We start from the raw sequence: 16,258 nt of genomic DNA on the forward strand, positions 1-16,258 counted from the left end.
TCCGCACCGTCGGTCAGTTTTGCAACACTTTGCCGGGCTCCACCGGCCTCGACTCAGGCCACAGGCGGCTGCGCGGGTGGCGTATACCACGCGGCAGGCGGCACCAGCACCGCGCTTTCCGGCTGCTCTTCGAAATGCGGCGACATGATCTGCACGCCATTGCGATTGAATTCATCCTGGATTTCGCCATGCAGCACCGATAACACCGTGGCCCGTTCCAGCGGATTTGGCATATGCGCGAACAACTGATATTCCACATAGAAATCCGAGAGCGCCCGTTGCAATACATAAGGCACGGGCTCTTGCGCCAGCCCCGGCGTACGCACTGCGGCAGCGATCAACATGGCATGCACCTGACGCCAGGGCGTGTCGTAGCCGATGGTCACTGTGGTGGAGACCAACGACCCCGCCGGCCCGGCCTGGCGGGTGTAGTTATAGATGGTGTTGCCCACCACCACGGCGTTGGGAATGGTAATTTCCTCCATGCGCCGTGTCAGCAGCTTGACCGACAGCGTGCTTAATTCGGTGACCACGCCAGTGGTTTCGCCGATGGCCACCAGATCGCCGCGCCGCAGCGCTCGCGAATACACCAGCACCATGCCGCTCATAAGCTGATTGACCACCCCGGCCGAGCCCAAGGTGATCATGAATCCAAACAACACCGACAGCCCCTTGAACACATCGCTCTGCGAGCCGGGAATATACGGATAGGCAAACGTCAGACCTAAGGCCCACACCAACACACTGACCATGCGCCGCGTGGCCGCTGCGGTTTCCGGGTGCAGACCGGGAATTTCCATATGGCCTTGTTGCACCGAGGTAAATACCCGGATCACCAGCGCATTGAGCGCCCGCGTAATCAGCAAGATCACCACCACGGTAATCACGCCCGGAATCGCATCGATAAACGCCTGGGCAAAGCGTGCGGCCAGGCTGGCGAGCAACTCGCCCATGCGATCGCCCAGCGGCTGGGTAAAGCTGAATTGCTCCAGCACATATAACAACCACGCCCACGCCAGCGCCAACCAGGCCAGCACCGCAACGGTCTGGATCAAGCGCACCGCCCACTGCTGCACCATCTCCATCCAGTCAAAGCCGGCGAGCGCCACATGCTCGTCACGCATCCGCGCCATCAAGCGCAACAAGCGTCGACGTAACTGGCTGAGCGCCCAGCTGGCCAGCACCAGCAAGGCCGTCGCGATGGCGCTGGCGATCAGCCCATGCAACAGATTGGGCCAATGCAGGCCCTGCGCCTTGGCCGTGAGTGCCGCGCGGAGATTGGCATCGGTCCGGTCGATCAGCTGAGCATACGTTTGCGTTGAGGCCGGGTCCTGATCAGCGGGCACCAGCCAGAACAACAAACGATCGCCCAACTGGAATACGGTGACCGGTGCGTTGTTCATGCTCAGTTGCAGCCGCGTCAGCGGCGCGTCGAGCGCGCGTTCGGGCAAGGCATCCAGACTGGCCTCGGTGCGCGATACCCGTAACTGTGGCGTCACCCCGCCCAGGCTGGCCCGAAAAGTGACGATGTCACGATTGGCAAAGCGCAGCGTTGCGGCGGCCGGGCCAGATGCGGCGGTGGGCGTGGGCGTAGCGAATACGGCGGGCGTTAGCAGCAGCGCCAGCAGCAAGCAGAACAGATTTTTGTACATGATTTTGCGTGGCCGCGAGTGAGGGGTCTTGGGTGGTATAGCTGATGGCACCGGCAAATTGAATTTATTCATGCGCGCAATCATTGCGATTACCCGCCAGCCACCGCGCAGCGCGCGGCCCAAAACAAAACCCCGCGCCGCCGTGGCGGCGGAACGGGGTCAGTTGCCGCCCTGCGTGGCCGACATTTCTGCTATTGCGCCTGCAAGACTGCCGGCCCCTGCCAGGGCGGCACGCCGGCGCGCCACCAGACGCCCGGCTTCACAAGCTGCGGCGCGGACTCAAGCAGGCAAGCACCACCCCGGCACCGCCAGCCCGCGCATGCGGCGCCGCTCTGCGCTCAATGCCCTGCCGCCACCGCTTCGCCACTCAAGCCATTCCATCCGCCGCCCAGTGCTTTCACCAACAACACATGTGCACTGAACTGGCGTCCCTGCAGTTGCAGGGCCGTCACCTCGGCCGACAACGCCGAAGCCTGCGCACTGGCCACAGTCAGGTAGGTTGTGGTGCCGGCCTTGTACTGGTTTTGCGCCAGTTGCTGCGCATCGCGCGCCGCCGCCACGGCCTGGTCGCGGGTTACCGCTTCGTCATCCAGCACACGCAAGGCAACCAGGTTGTCTTCCACTTCCTGCAGGCCGCCCAATACTGTTTGCCGATAGGTCGCCACCACCTGGTCATAGCTGGCCTTGGCCTCGTTCTGGCCGGCCTTGAGCAGACCGCCTTCAAACAAGGGCTGCGCCAGCGCCGCGCCCAGCGACCAGATCTGGCTGGGCGCGTTAAACCACTGCGCAAAGCTGTTGTTCTGATACCCGCCCGACGCCGACAAGGACAAGGCCGGGAACATCGCCGCCGTCGCCACGCCGATATTGGCATTCGCCTTGGCCACCGCGCGTTCGGCCGAGGCCACATCGGGCCGCCGCTCCAGCAACGCCGACGGCAGCCCCACAGGCACGCCTGGCAATTTGGCCGCCAGGGGCACCACCGGCAAACTGAAATCGGCCGGTGCTTTGCCCAGCAGAATGGCGATGGCGTGTTCCATCTGGGCACGGCTCACTTCCAGATCGGTCAGTTGCGCCTGGGCATTGAGCAATTGCGTTTGCGCCTGCGCCACATCCGATCGGGTAACGATGCCGGCCTGGTATTGGTTTTGCGTCAGCGTCAGCGACTTTTGATAAGCGTCGACGGTTTGCTGATACAGCGTCTTCTGGCTATCCAGCACCCGCAAGGCAAAATAATCCTGCGCCAGCGTGGCCTGGGCACTGAGCAAAGCGCCTGCCAGATCGGCTGCGCTGGCCTGGGTGGCCGCGTCCTGCGCTTCGACCGAACGGCGTACCTTGCCCCAGATATCCGGCTCCCAACTGGCATCCAGCGATTGGCTGTAGTTGTTTTTGACACTGCTGCGGCTGGTGGTCGTGGTGTTGTCGACGCCGCTCAGCGTGCTGGTGTTGCTGGCACTGCGGCTGGCCGACAAACCCAGCGACAGCGTGGGCCAGAACGAAGCCCGTGCCGCATCGCCCGCCGCCACGGCCAGCCGGTAGGCGGCTTCAAACTGCTTTACCGTCTGGTTGTTGACCTGCACTTGCGGCATCAGGGCATTCAAGGTGGCGTCGTCATACACGGTCCACCAGTCACCGCGCGGCTTCAGATCAGCCGGTTGCGCCTGTTTCCAGCCTGCCAGTTCCTTGTACGCCACCGGCATGCTGGCATCAGGCGCGCCGTGGTAATCGGGGCCAACGGCGCAGCCGCTCAGCCCGCCGACCAGCACGGCCGCCATGGCCACAGCCAGCAAGCCCAGACGCGACGCCGGACGCGCAATAAGCGGCGATTTTTTGTTTTGCGTAGAGACCATATCAATATTTGCCATAGCGTTTAGCGTGGCCCGGCTTCAGGGCGCGGGTCGAAGGTGGATCGGGTTTCGGCCATGCCGCGACGCCGCAGCGCCCACAGCCGGAACCGGTCGAGATACAGATACATCACCGGCGTGGTGTACAGCGTCAGAATCTGGCTCACCACCAGGCCGCCGACGATCGAGATCCCCAGCGGTTGGCGCAGTTCGGCGCCGTCGCCGTGGCCGAGCGCCAGCGGAATCGCGCCAAGGATCGCGGCGGCCGTGGTCATCATGATCGGGCGAAAGCGCAACATGCAGGCATGGAAGATGGCATCGCGCGAATTCATGCCCAGGCGGCGTTCTGCATCCAGCGCAAAGTCGATCATCATGATGGCGTTTTTCTTGACGATACCAATCAGCAACAACACGCCGATCAGCGCCACGATGGTGAACTCGGTCTTGAACAACATCAGCGCCAGCAAAGCCCCCACCCCGGCCGACGGCAGCGTCGACAGAATGGTGATCGGATGCACATAGCTCTCATACAAGATGCCCAGCACGATGTAGACCGCAATGATGGCCGCCAGGATCAGGATGGGCTGGCTGCTCTGGCTTTGCTGGAACGCCTGCGCTGAGCCCGAGAACGAACCATGCACGCTGGTCGGCACGCCGAGGCGGTTCATGGCGTCTTCAATCGCTTTTTGCGCTTGCGACAAAGACGTACCCGGATCGAGGTTGAACGAGATGGTGCTGCTGACAAACTGGCCCTGATGGTTGACTGCCAAGGGTGTAAAGGTGGGGCCATAGCTGGCCACCGCCGACAAGGGCACTTGCGCCCCGGCCGCGGTAATCAGGAACACGTCCTTCAACGCTTCCGGGCTTTGCCAGTATTGCGGCGCCACTTCCATCACCACGTGGTACTGATTGAGCGGGTTATAGATGGTGGAAACCTGGCGTTGGCCGAAGGCGTCGTTAAGCGCGCTATCCACCTGGCTGACCGTCAGCCCCAAGCGGGCTACCGCATCCCGATCAATATTGAGCGACGTCTGCAGACCCTTGTCTTGCTGATCTGTGTTGACGTCTTTCAACAGGTCGATATTGGACAAAGCAGCGCGGACCTTGGGCTCCCACGTGCGCAAGGCTTGCAGGTCATCGGCCTGGATCGTGTATTGATACTGCGCATTGGCACTGCGGCCGCCAACGCGGATGTCCTGTACCGACTGCAGAAAGGCGCGCGCGCCCGGCACCTGGCCCAAAGGTTCACGCAGGCGCGCAATCACCTGGTCCGCCGTTTCCTTGCGTTGGCTGAGCGGTTTGAGCGCCACAAACATATTGCCGCCGTTGCGCTGGCCGCCGCCGGTAAAGCCCACCACCGATTCCACCGCCGGATCGCTCTTCACGATGTTCATGAACTGCTGCATCTTGATGCGCATGGCCTGGAAGCTGATGGCCTGATCCGCCTGCACCATGCCCATCATGCGGCCGGTATCCTGCTGCGGAAAGAAGCCCTTGGGAATCACTATATATAGATAGACATTCAGGCAGACCGTAGCGAGCAGGATCAGCATGATCAGCGGGGCCTGATTCAGCGCCCACGCCAGCGAACGACGGTAGCCGCCGAGCATGCCCTCAAACACGCGTTCACTGGCGCGATACAGCCGCCCGTGTTCTTTGGGTTCGGGCCGCAGCAGGCGCGCGCACATCATGGGCGTGGTGGCCAGCGAGACCACCAGTGATACCAGAATGGCCACCGACAGCGTCACCGCAAATTCGCGGAACAAGCGCCCGACAATGCCGCCCATCATCAGGATGGGGATAAACACCGCCACCAGCGAAATGCTCATCGAGATGACGGTAAAGCCCACCTCACGCGCCCCGGCCAGCGCGGCAGCAAACGGCTTCATGCCCTCTTCGATATGGCGTGAGATGTTTTCCAGCACCACGATGGCATCATCGACCACAAAACCGGTCGCCACCGTCAGCGCCATCAGCGACAGATTGTTGAGGCTGAAGCCACACAGATACATCGCTACAAAAGTGCCGATCAGCGACACCGGCACTGCCACGCACGGAATCAGCGTGGCGCGACCATTGCGCAAGAACACAAACACCACGCCGATCACCAGCAATACCGAAATGATCAGCGTGCGCTCCACTTCATTGAGCGAAGCGCGGATGGTGGGCGTGCGGTCCATCGCCGTTTCCATATTGATGGCGGCGGGGATCTGCGCTTTGAGCGCCGGCAGCTCGCGGTTCACCGCGTTAACCGTCTCGATAATGTTGGCACCCGGTTGGCGGCTGATAATCACCAGCACCGAGGGTTTGCCATTGGCCATCCCGGCATTGCGCACGTCCTGCACCGAATCAACCACATCGCCCACATCCGACACCCGCACCGCGTTGCCATTCTGGTAGCTGATGATCAGCGGCATGTATTCAGCGGCCGTTTTGGCCTGGTCGCTGGCGTAAATCTGCCAGTGCTGATCGCCCGATTCCAGCATGCCTTTGGGACGATTGGCGTTGGCATTGGCCAGCGTGGTGCGCACGCTTTCCAGCGGAATGCCGTACTTGTTGAGCTGCGACGGATTGAGTTCCACCCGCACCGCCGGCAAGGAGCTACCGCCCACGCTGACCTGGCCCACGCCATCCACCTGCGACAATTTCTGCGCGAGGATGGTCGAGGCCGCGTCATACATCTGGCCCTGGCTCATGGTGTTGGAAGTCAGCGCCAGGATCATCACCGGGGCATCGGCCGGGTTGACCTTACGATAGGTGGGATTGCTGGGCATGCCGGACGGCAACAGCGCGCGACTGGCGTTGATGGCCGCCTGCACATCGCGCGCCGCCCCGTTGATATCGCGGTTAAGGTCAAACTGCAGCGTAATGCGCGTCGAGCTTAACGAACTGGACGACGTCATTTCGGTAACGCCCGCAATGCGGCCCAGGGCGCGTTCCAGCGGCGTGGCCACCGTCGCCGCCATGGTATCGGGCGAAGCACCGGGCAAGCTGGCCGACACCGAAATCGTCGGAAAATCCACCTGCGGCAGCGGCGACACCGGCAGCAGATTGAACGCCACCGCCCCGGCCAGCGCCACGCCTATGGTCAGCAGCGTGGTGGCGACCGGACGTTTGATAAAGATAGAAGAGAAGCTCATCAGCGCACGTCCGTCACACGCGTGCTGTCATGGCGGCCGCGCCATTTGCGCAAACGCGTACCCAGCCGATCAAAGTACAGATAGATCACCGGCGTGGTGAACAGCGTCAACACCTGGCTGACCAGCAAGCCGCCGACCATGGTTACGCCCAGCGGATGGCGCAGCTCGGAGCCAACGCCGTTGCCCAGCATCAGCGGCAGCGCGCCCAGCAAGGCCGCCATGGTGGTCATCAGAATCGGCCGGAAGCGCAGCAGACACGCTTGATAGATGGCCTCGCGCGGCGACTTGCCATGATCGCGTTCGGCCTCCAGCGCAAAGTCGATCATCATGATGGCGTTCTTTTTGACGATACCGATCAGCAAGATGATGCCGATGATGGCAATCACGCTAAGGTCCGTGCGCCCCACCAGCAAGGCCAGCAACGCGCCGATGCCGGCCGACGGCAGCGTCGACAGAATGGTAATCGGGTGGATATACGATTCGTACAGCACGCCCAGCACGATATACATCGTGATAATCGCAGCCAGAATCAGCCACAGTTCGTTCTGCAACGCCGCGCGGAACGCCAGCGCCGCACCCTGGAAGCTGGTGACGATGGCGGCCGGCATGCCGATCTCTTTTTCGGCTTGTTCGATCAACTGCACCGACTCACCCAAAGAGGCGCCCGAGGCCAGGTTAAACGAGATGGTCGAGGACGGGAATTGCGCCAGATGGTTGATCGACAACGGTGCGTCTCGCTCCACCACATGCGCCACCGCCGACAACGGCACTTGCACACCGCCCGTGCCCGCCACATGCAGATCATCCAGTTGCGCGATGCCCTTGTCGCTGGGCGTGGCTTCCAGGATGACGCGGTACTGATTTGACTGGGTAAAGATGGTCGAAATCATGCGCTGACCATAGGCGCTGTACAGCACCTGGTCGATGGCTGCCGGGGTAATACCCAGCCGCCCGGCCGCATCGCGATCAATATCCACCCACGCCTGCAAACCCCTGTCCTGCAAGTCGCTGGCAACATCGGCCAGTTGCGGAATGGTCTGCAGCTTGGCCACGAGTTTGGGCGTCCATACACCCAACTGGTCCAGATCGGGCGATTGCAGCGTGAACTGATACTGCGTGCGCGAAACCCGATCTTCGATGGTCAGATCCTGCACCGGCTGCATATATAAAGTAATGCCGGCCACGTGTTCGACTTTGGGTTGCAAGCGACGAATGATCTCACTGGCGCTGGCGCGGCCCGTATCGTGCGGCTTCAGGTTGATCAGCATACGGCCGCTATTGAGCGTGGCATTGGTGCCATCCACGCCGATATACGACGACACGCTGTCCACGTCCGGGTCTTGCAGGATGACCGCGGCCAGTGCTTGCTGGCGCTCCGCCATGGCACTGAACGACACCGATTGCGAAGCATCGCTGATGGCCTGAATCACGCCGGTGTCCTGCACCGGAAAGAAGCCCTTCGGCACAAAGATATATAACAAGGCGGTGAGCGCCACGGTCGCCAGGGCCACCATCAGCGTGAGCGGCTGGCGATCCAGCACCCAGTTGAGGATCTTGCCGTAGCGCGCAATCACCCGATCAAAAAAGCGCTGGCTGGCGTGGTAGAACCAGGTCTGTTTTTCTTCCGGCACATGCTTGAGCAAACGCGCGCACATCATCGGCGTCAGCGTGAGCGATACCACCGCCGAAATCAGGATAGACACCGCCAGCGTGATGGCAAATTCGCGGAACAAGCGCCCTACTACATCGCCCATAAACAGCAGCGGAATCAGCACCGCAATCAGCGAAAACGTCAGCGAAATAATGGTAAAGCCAATCTGTTCCGCGCCCTTGAGCGCGGCTTTCATCGGCGTTTCGCCTTCTTCGATATAGCGGCTGATGTTTTCGATCATGACGATGGCGTCATCGACCACAAAACCGGTCGCAATGGTCAGCGCCATCAAGGTCAGGTTATTGATGGAGAACCCGGCCATATACATCACGCCAAAGGTGCCAATCAGCGACAGCGGCACCGCCACGCTGGGGATGATGGTGGCGGGCACATTGCGCAAAAACAGAAAGATGACCAGCACCACCAGGCCCACCGACAGCATCAGCTCCAGCCGCACATCGCTGACCGAGGCGCGGATGGTATCGGTCCGGTCGGTCAAGACCTTGACGTCGACCGAACCGGGCAAGCCTTGCTGCAAGCCAGGCAATATGCCCTTGATGGCGTCGACGGTGGCAATCACGTTAGCGCCCGGCTGCCGCTGGATATTGACGATGATGGCCGGCTTTTTATCGGCCCAGGCCGCCAGCTTGCTGTTTTCTGCGCCATCGACAATCTGCGCCACATCGGACAAGCGGATTGCCGCGCCATTCTTGTAAGCGACAATCAGACTTTGATATTCCGCCGCCGTCTTTAGCTGGTCGTTGGCATCGATGGTCGATGCACGCAACGGGCCATCAAAACTGCCTTTGGCCTGATTGACGTTGGCTGCACCGATGGCGGTACGCACATCCTCGATACTGAGGCCATACGACGCCACTTGCTGCGGATTAACCTGCACCCGCACCGCCGGACGCTGCCCGCCCGACAAGCTGACCAGACCCACGCCCGGCAACTGCGAAATCTTTTGCGCCAGCCGCGTATCCACCAGGTCTTCTACCTTGGGCAGCGGCAGCGTATCGGATGTGACCGCCAGCGTCAGAATCGGCGTATCTGCCGGGTTAACCTTGCTGTAGATCGGCGGCATCGGCAGATCGGTTGGCAGCAAATTGCTACCGGCGTTGATGGCCGCCTGCACTTCCTGCTCGGCCACATCGAGACCAATTTCCAGACTGAACTGCAGCGTAATGACCGACGCGCCGCCGCTGGATTGCGACGACATCTGCGCCAGGCCTGGCATCTGGCCAAACTGGCGCTCCAACGGCGCAGTAATCGACGAGGTGGTCACATCCGGGCTGGCGCCCGGGTACAGCGTGACCACCTGGATGGTGGGGTAATCGACTTCGGGCAAAGCCGAAATCGGCAAAAACTTCATCGCAACCAGGCCGGCCAGCAAAATGGCCACCATCAATAACGAGGTCGCGACCGGCCGCAAAATAAACGGGCGTGAGGGATTCATACAAGGCTCCGGCTAACGAACGAGGACTGGCCTTGTTGTTTACTGTTGATCCGACGACGGACGATGTTGCCACGCGCCCGAAGCCCGTTTGCCATGCGGACCGCTGCCGCGATGACCACGCGGTTTGGCCGCCACTTCGCTGGCATTGGCTGCCACCACTTCAACCTGGCCGCCATCTTTAAGCTTGTCGCCACCATCGATCACCACCACGTCGCCCGGACGCACGCCTTTGAGCACTTCTTGCTTGTCGCCATCGATGGCACCCAGCGTCACCGGCACCGCGCTGACGGTTTTGTCATCGCCCACCGAGAACACAAACGTCCCCGCCGAACCACGCTGCACGGCCGCCGACGGCATAAAGGTGGCGTCATGCCTGGTTTCGACCAGCAAACGCGCATTCACAAATTGATTGGGGAACAGGCTGCCGTCTTCGTTAGGAAAGGTCGCCTTGAGCTTGACGGTGCCGGTAGTGGTATCGATCTGGTTATCGATGGTCAGCAAGGTACCTTTGGCCAACTGCGTGGTCTGGGTGCGATCAAACGCATCGACCGCCAACTTCTGCCCCGCCTGCAACTGCTTCATGACCGCAGGCAGATTGGCTTCTGGAATCGTGAACAACACCGATACCGGCGTGACCTGGTTAATGATGACCAGCCCCGTGGTATCAGAGGCATGCACCATATTGCCCGGGTCAACCTGACGCAAACCAACCCGGCCCGAAGCCGGTGCCGTCACCCGCGTATACGATAATTGCAATTTGGCCGAATCCACTGCCGCCTGATCCGCTTTGACCGTGCCCGCGTATTGCTGCACCAAAGCCGCTTGCTGATCAGCCGTCTGTTTGGAAATCGAATCCTGCGTCACCAGCGTCTGATAACGCGCCGCATCTTGCTGCGCACTGGCCAACTGCGCTTTGTCACGCGCCAGCTGGCCCTCGGCTTGCGCCACCGCCACCGCAAACGGCGCCGGATCAATCTGTGCCAGCACCTGACCTTCTTTAACCATCTGGCCTTCGGTAAAGAACACCTTCTGCAGCAAGCCATCGACACGCGTATGCACAGTGACCGAATTGGCCGGCGTAACCGTGCCCAGGCCATTCAGATAAATATTGAGATCACCCTTACGCACCGGCCGCGCCTGCACCGGCATCGGCCCCGCGCCCGCCCCCATCATCGCCCGCCGCCCACCGCCCGCACTGGCCGCCGGCGCACTCTGCGCATGCTTGATGAAATAAACGCCACCCGCAACGATCACCACCGCCGCAATCCAGTACGGCCAGGTCGTACGCTTGCGGTTTACATGGGCAGGGGGAGTAACAACAGGCTGCTGATTCTCGGACATACCGGTTCCAGTTCTACGTGTGTACGCCCGTTGCGCACGGGCTTGTGGTTGGGTGGTGCGGAGCGTGTATTTATACATATGTAAAACGCACGGTACTTTGCCCTGGTCGGGCTTAGGCCATGCTGAAGGCGGCAGTGTGCCGTAGCGGTCCGTTAATGGGGGTTAGGTGATCGTAAAGGTTTTGTAAAGGCGGGGTGGCGCCGCTGGGCGCGTGGATGACGGGGGCTTCGTTTTCAGACATGAACGGAAGCGCCATAGCACCGCCGCGTCGAGATAACATCTGCTGGAGTGAAAGCAACGCACACATCGAGTCGCGCAAAATTGCGCTTGGGCGCCGTCGCTAAATACACAATTGGAGGGTTTTAATGAGCGACTTGTTAGCCAGATTGACTGACGCATCCGGAACCGAATTGCCTACCGGTTTGGGCAGACTGGCTGCACCCAATACAACGCCATTGAAGTGTGGAATTCTGTAGCTGCTTGTGAAGGGAAAATCCCATGATTAAAACGGCTGAAGAGTTGTGTTTCGTCATACAGAGTTACTTTGGCAAAGAGCCTCCTCCACAGGTGAACCTCATTGTGGATAACAACAGTTTGGAAGCCCAATCTGTCAGAGATTTTTTTGCAGGAAAAAGCTGGTGGGATATCTCCTTGGGAGATCTACAAAACTCATACCAGGGCGATGGGTCTGCCTGCTTAACCTTCATGAGTGCACCGGGCTTTATCTATTATCTTCCGTGCTATATGGAAATTGTGTGTAAGAATTTTTATGAAGCAGATGCAATCTCAGCAGAATTTATTCCGAAGCTGATAAGGCCCATTCAGGATTCAGCGCATAAACATCACGCTGCGCTGAGAACCCTTGAATCTACTCAGCATCGCGCCATTGCTGAATTTTTGAAATTCGTAAGTGAACACTATTTGAAGCATGAGGCCCATGATGAAGCTGCTGAAGCATTGGGTTTGTTTTGGGCTGATTACTTGAAATAGCCATGCATATGGGTCTGAAGTCTATTAAGTTGTACAGATCCAATGGGGTTTCCGCAACGCCGGTAGCTCCTGCCACCTGGCCTCGGCTGCTGTCACTGTGATATCAATTCCTGCCCAGCGCCCCTCAGGATCGTCGGGTGATTCGAGGTGAAAATGTTAGAAAAAGCATGGAATGACATTGTAAACGCCGATGAGAAGGCGCGCCCCCGAGCCATATATCGCGCTGCTAAAATTTACGACGAAGTCATCCTCACCCAAAGACCTGTTTCGGAAGATGCATTCAATTTTTTAGTAAAGGTCGTGAGCAGCGAGGCAGCTTCAAAGAGCAAAGGTATAGAGCACTTTTTATTGGAAATCAGTAGCGATTTCGTTAAATACACTTCTGACCAACGGGCTATTTTGTTGGACGTCATAGCCAAATATGCCAGTTCCTATTCCGACTATATGGCAAAACACAACTTCGGAGATCTGATCGGCAGATCGTATCCACCGGAAGTGGCCTACAATTTTCTTTTGAAGCTGTTGCGGGAAGATCCTGCGGCAAAGACTGTGGTTTTCGTGGGGTTCGATGTGTTGAGTATGCAAATTCCAGAGAGCGATCCTTTGCATCGCAAAATAATGTTCGAGTGGAACAAGATTCTCGACGAGGAAAACAACGGAAAAGCTCAAGCGAAGGAATAATTTCTACTACGCAGTTCGTGGTCAGGAACAACAATTGATCGATGCAAATGGTGGGGCTCAGAGTGTTGGGGGTTCGACTCGAAACAGGATCAATGGTGTCTCCGACTTAACCCCGAGGGGTCTGTATACAATTCAGCCTCAACGTCAGCTTTCGGGCCTCTACCCGATAACCCAACTCGCACGCGGCTTTGGTAACAGGTAACAACATGAGTAAAACTCAATTAAAGAAGCAAGAGTTGGAGCAGCTTCTTGGTGTTTACAACGGAGTGGTTAGTGTCCTGGCGAGCTTTGATCATCCGTCGCTTCAGCTCATTATTGAAATGTGGCCAGCTATGGAGAAGCGAATCAGAGAGCTTGTAGACGGCGAGACTTCAGGGGTATCCCCATCGACGTTGATTGCGGGGGTTAAACAGGGATTGCTTGAGATACCCCGGGGCTTTGGCAGCTTGCCCGCAGATATGCGAAGTAAAGTGACCAAGGCGTACATTTCAGTTATTGAGGCAGAGCTACCGGCATTCTTTGAAAAGATGGATCGGGACATGCGTGTGGTTCTGGAACGAGGTCGCATTAAGAGCGAACGCGAATTCCACCTCGTACAACTCATGATTGAACGTGCGGAAGAAAATAGACAAACCCAAGTACTTGAACAGTTGTACGGTGTGATAAACGAGTACGAATCACGCTAGATGCATTGCACGCCCGCCATGTGCGGGCCTTGTTGTTGCAAATCTTGGCCATAACCCGTTGAGGTACACACATCCAATGGGGCTAGCTCCATTGAATGGGAACGGGAATGGCGATACATCGGTTTTCCTATTACGCTCAGCGCGCATGCGAGACCGTCGGCGACATAACCACTACTATCAAAAGCTGGTGAAATATTCCGGGTTCAAAACCAACTGGTAACCAGATTGCTTGACGTGGGCTTGGCAAATGCGTGGGCACGGGGAACCACCGATCTATCCCAAGCTGATATGTATAACAAAATAAGAAATGAATTGATTGCACACGATTAAAATTATCGTGCGCTGGGCGGAACAAATGGCGTCATGAATACCAGGATTGACTCCTGCCACAGCAATGTTTTCAATGGAGTGGGTTTTGGGCCATTATTTTATGGCGGAACTTTATCGCTGCGTTGAGTATGGCCCACCCGGAGCCGCGTGACGGACATCCATAAATGGTATTGGAAATGATTTTTAGAGTGTTAATATTAATTTCCTGCACTTCAGTATTTGCATTTCTTGGATTTATATTTTCTATTGGCTGGAAACAAGATGCCACAGGGTTTCTGGCATTTATTAAATATGTGATTTTGGCCTCCGGCTTCTTGCCATGGATTGTCTGGCTGAGTTTGGCTATTCGTGCAAAACCCTCTTGCATGGGGTGGCCGCTTTCCTTGGCCGTTATCATCCTGGTCTGGCATTTTATATTATGTGTGATTACTGCTCATGCTGGAGGTGTTGCTTACGCCATTGCGCTAGCTGTTGAAATGGCGATTGCTATCCTGTTTTTTGTTAAGTTGAGGCAGTCACTTCAACGATGAGTTTATGCGGGGAACAACCCGCTTCTCAATATCGAACCATTCGGGCTTGCCATAAAATGCAAAACTATTTTCAAATCACCTGGCTACGAAAATCCGGAAAGCAAGCCCCTATAGACAGCGATAAGCAGACATAGCTACGACAATGCCCACCGCTCGGGCGTTGTCGTTTCTGGCGGGATGTGCGAGCCGGGAGTCGTCTACTTTTGCCTACTAAACATTTTCTTTTTACCTACCAGTGCCTGCCGGTGCTGCAACTTGTGGGTGCCCCTGATGAAAAGAGTCCTATACATCCTGATCTGGCTGGCCGTTGCGTTACTGGCTGGCGCAGTGGGTAGTTATCTCTTTAAGGTGGATTTTTGGGTTGCATCCCTCATAGCCGGCCTGGCGTTGATTGTTAATGGATTGATTGCTGAGTGGGAGGATCGCCGACGTGATCGTGACACCTGAGGGGCAGTATCCGCGGGGTCGGACAATACGTTTGTCTATAACCTGCGCATGCCGGGGCAGTATTGGGACAAGGAGATTTCACGCAGTAGTAATGGATACCGCGAATATGATCCGTATATAGGGCGGTATATCCAGAGCGATCCCATTGGGTTGGGCGGGGGATCAACACCTATGCATATGTGGCGGGCAACCCGTTACTCTATACAGATCCGACCGGCAAAAATTGGGTATTCGGTGGGGAATTTGGAGCCGAGCACGTTCCTTTGTATGGCCAGGCCCTGGTACTGTGGTTGGAGCAATATTGGGTGCCAGCGCTGGAGTGTGGGCTTCTGATTCCATCACCCAGACGGCCAAAGGCGGCAAAGAGCAGTGTCGAAATTGGGCTACGGAATATGCAAAGCAGGCAGCAAGGGATAGTGGTCAAGACCCATGCGAGATCCTCGACCAAATGCTGACTACGGCCAAATTCGAAGGCAATCAGAAAGAGGTTCAAGATATCCAGCAGGCCCAGAAATACATGAATTGCCGCGACAAGAGCAAGCGAAAAAATAAGTACAGGTGCGAATGAAAATGACTTGGTATGCCGCTAACTTGCTAATGCAGATTTGTGAAAGAACTGGCGACCCCAGTTTTTTCACCGCGTATGAGAATACCTATTTGGTGGAGGCGGAAAATGCCGATGAGGCCTTCTCTAAGTCAGAAAGCATAGGTGCCTCTTTGGAGGGGGATGCTCATGGCAGCTTTAGCTGGAACGGTGTGCCTGCCAAACTGGTTTTTAGGGGGGTTAGAAAATGTGTCGAGGTATCAAGCCCTCGCAGTATTCAGAACTTGCCAGAAGACGGAACCGAGTTAACGTATTCTCTGATCGATTTCAAAGACCAGAACGATTTGAGGTCTTACGTCGAGGGCGCGTCGGTCTCTGTCAATATAGTGGAATGAAGACACCGTAAATTACCAAATCAATTCTGCGCCCGCCTTGTGCGGGCGTTGTTGTTTCTGCTGTTTGGGGTCTGTTTGGCAGGAGCCGAGGCATCAGCATGGGCCACCACCTTGCAAGGCCCGTTTTTTTTATGTTAAAAAAAAGGGGACCTGGTTGAGCTGGTAGTATGTATCGACGACGGAAGCAATGTTTTTTTCAAGTAAAGACAAAGAATGGCAAAACCGGCTATATGTACAATTTGCAATACAAAGTAGTACGCCGGTTCAATTTTTCGATCGAAGAAATCAATAGTTTATTTGCTCACCCCGTTAGCAAAGCGCAATGCCACGTCATGGCCATTGAATATGCCACTAAATAACACCAGATTTCAGAACTATCGGCGAACCGCCCGAACAGGGATCGACGGCGTTATGCAGGAAGACTCTCTTTTCGGAATAGGCTAACCCTCAATATAACAATCCAAGCCAGTTTATGAGAGGCCGGGAGATGACTAAAAGAACTGCAGTAGATGAATTGATTGGAGCGGTATACCGTAGCGAGCTGGAGAAAATTGACAGCATGATTGGTGCTGGC

The 16,258-nt window shown here is 57.2% G+C and carries 11 protein-coding genes; 6 read left to right on the forward strand and 5 right to left on the reverse strand.

The window, feature by feature from the left end; translation table 11 throughout:
• Positions 1-53: 53 nt before the first annotated feature.
• The 5 genes from ACYQ1A_RS11405 to ACYQ1A_RS11425 all read right to left on the reverse strand — a co-directional run bounded on the left by ACYQ1A_RS11405 (position 54) and on the right by ACYQ1A_RS11425 (position 11,081).
• Positions 54-1,652, reverse strand: a complete 1,599-nt coding sequence (locus tag ACYQ1A_RS11405) for a mechanosensitive ion channel family protein (RefSeq protein ID WP_499362137.1) — start codon at positions 1,650-1,652, stop codon at positions 54-56.
• 338 nt (positions 1,653-1,990) lie between these two features.
• The gene (locus tag ACYQ1A_RS11410; protein ID WP_499362138.1) at positions 1,991-3,499 is read right to left on the reverse strand and encodes an efflux transporter outer membrane subunit; all 1,509 of its coding nucleotides are present in this window, start codon (positions 3,497-3,499) and stop codon (positions 1,991-1,993) included.
• A 20-nt stretch (positions 3,500-3,519) separates the two neighbouring features.
• Positions 3,520-6,633, reverse strand: a complete 3,114-nt coding sequence (locus ACYQ1A_RS11415; RefSeq protein ID WP_499362139.1) for a multidrug efflux RND transporter permease subunit — start codon at positions 6,631-6,633, stop codon at positions 3,520-3,522.
• A complete protein-coding gene (locus tag ACYQ1A_RS11420; RefSeq protein WP_499362140.1) occupies positions 6,633-9,740 on the reverse strand; it encodes an MdtB/MuxB family multidrug efflux RND transporter permease subunit in 3,108 nt (1,035 codons plus the stop codon). Before ACYQ1A_RS11420 ends, ACYQ1A_RS11415 begins: the two co-directional genes overlap by 1 nt.
• Positions 9,741-9,779: 39 nt before the next feature.
• The gene (locus ACYQ1A_RS11425; RefSeq protein ID WP_499362141.1) at positions 9,780-11,081 is read right to left on the reverse strand and encodes an MdtA/MuxA family multidrug efflux RND transporter periplasmic adaptor subunit; all 1,302 of its coding nucleotides are present in this window, start codon (positions 11,079-11,081) and stop codon (positions 9,780-9,782) included.
• A gap of 498 nt (positions 11,082-11,579) precedes the next feature.
• Here ACYQ1A_RS11425 and ACYQ1A_RS11430 point away from each other — a divergent pair, with 498 nt between their 5' ends.
• The 6 genes from ACYQ1A_RS11430 (at position 11,580) to ACYQ1A_RS11455 (ending at position 15,684) form a co-directional block, all read left to right on the forward strand.
• Entirely contained in the window at positions 11,580-12,071 is a 492-nt protein-coding gene (locus ACYQ1A_RS11430; protein WP_499362142.1) for a DUF6714 family protein, read from the forward strand.
• 147 nt (positions 12,072-12,218) lie between these two features.
• A complete protein-coding gene (locus tag ACYQ1A_RS11435) occupies positions 12,219-12,752 on the forward strand; it encodes a hypothetical protein (RefSeq protein WP_499362143.1) in 534 nt (177 codons plus the stop codon).
• A gap of 206 nt (positions 12,753-12,958) precedes the next feature.
• The gene (locus tag ACYQ1A_RS11440; protein WP_062225035.1) at positions 12,959-13,438 is read left to right on the forward strand and encodes a hypothetical protein; all 480 of its coding nucleotides are present in this window, start codon (positions 12,959-12,961) and stop codon (positions 13,436-13,438) included.
• A gap of 494 nt (positions 13,439-13,932) precedes the next feature.
• Positions 13,933-14,298, forward strand: coding sequence for a hypothetical protein (locus ACYQ1A_RS11445; RefSeq protein WP_499362144.1), 366 nt, complete (start codon positions 13,933-13,935; stop codon positions 14,296-14,298).
• Positions 14,299-14,787: 489 nt separating this feature from the next.
• Complete coding sequence (locus tag ACYQ1A_RS11450) at positions 14,788-15,078, forward strand: RHS repeat-associated core domain-containing protein (protein WP_499362147.1); 291 nt, start codon at positions 14,788-14,790, stop codon at positions 15,076-15,078.
• Between the two features lie 237 nt (positions 15,079-15,315).
• The gene (locus ACYQ1A_RS11455) at positions 15,316-15,684 is read left to right on the forward strand and encodes a DUF4288 domain-containing protein (RefSeq protein ID WP_499362145.1); all 369 of its coding nucleotides are present in this window, start codon (positions 15,316-15,318) and stop codon (positions 15,682-15,684) included.
• Positions 15,685-16,258 lie beyond the last annotated feature (574 nt).

It is taken from the genome of Silvimonas sp. JCM 19000, assembly GCF_054652575.1.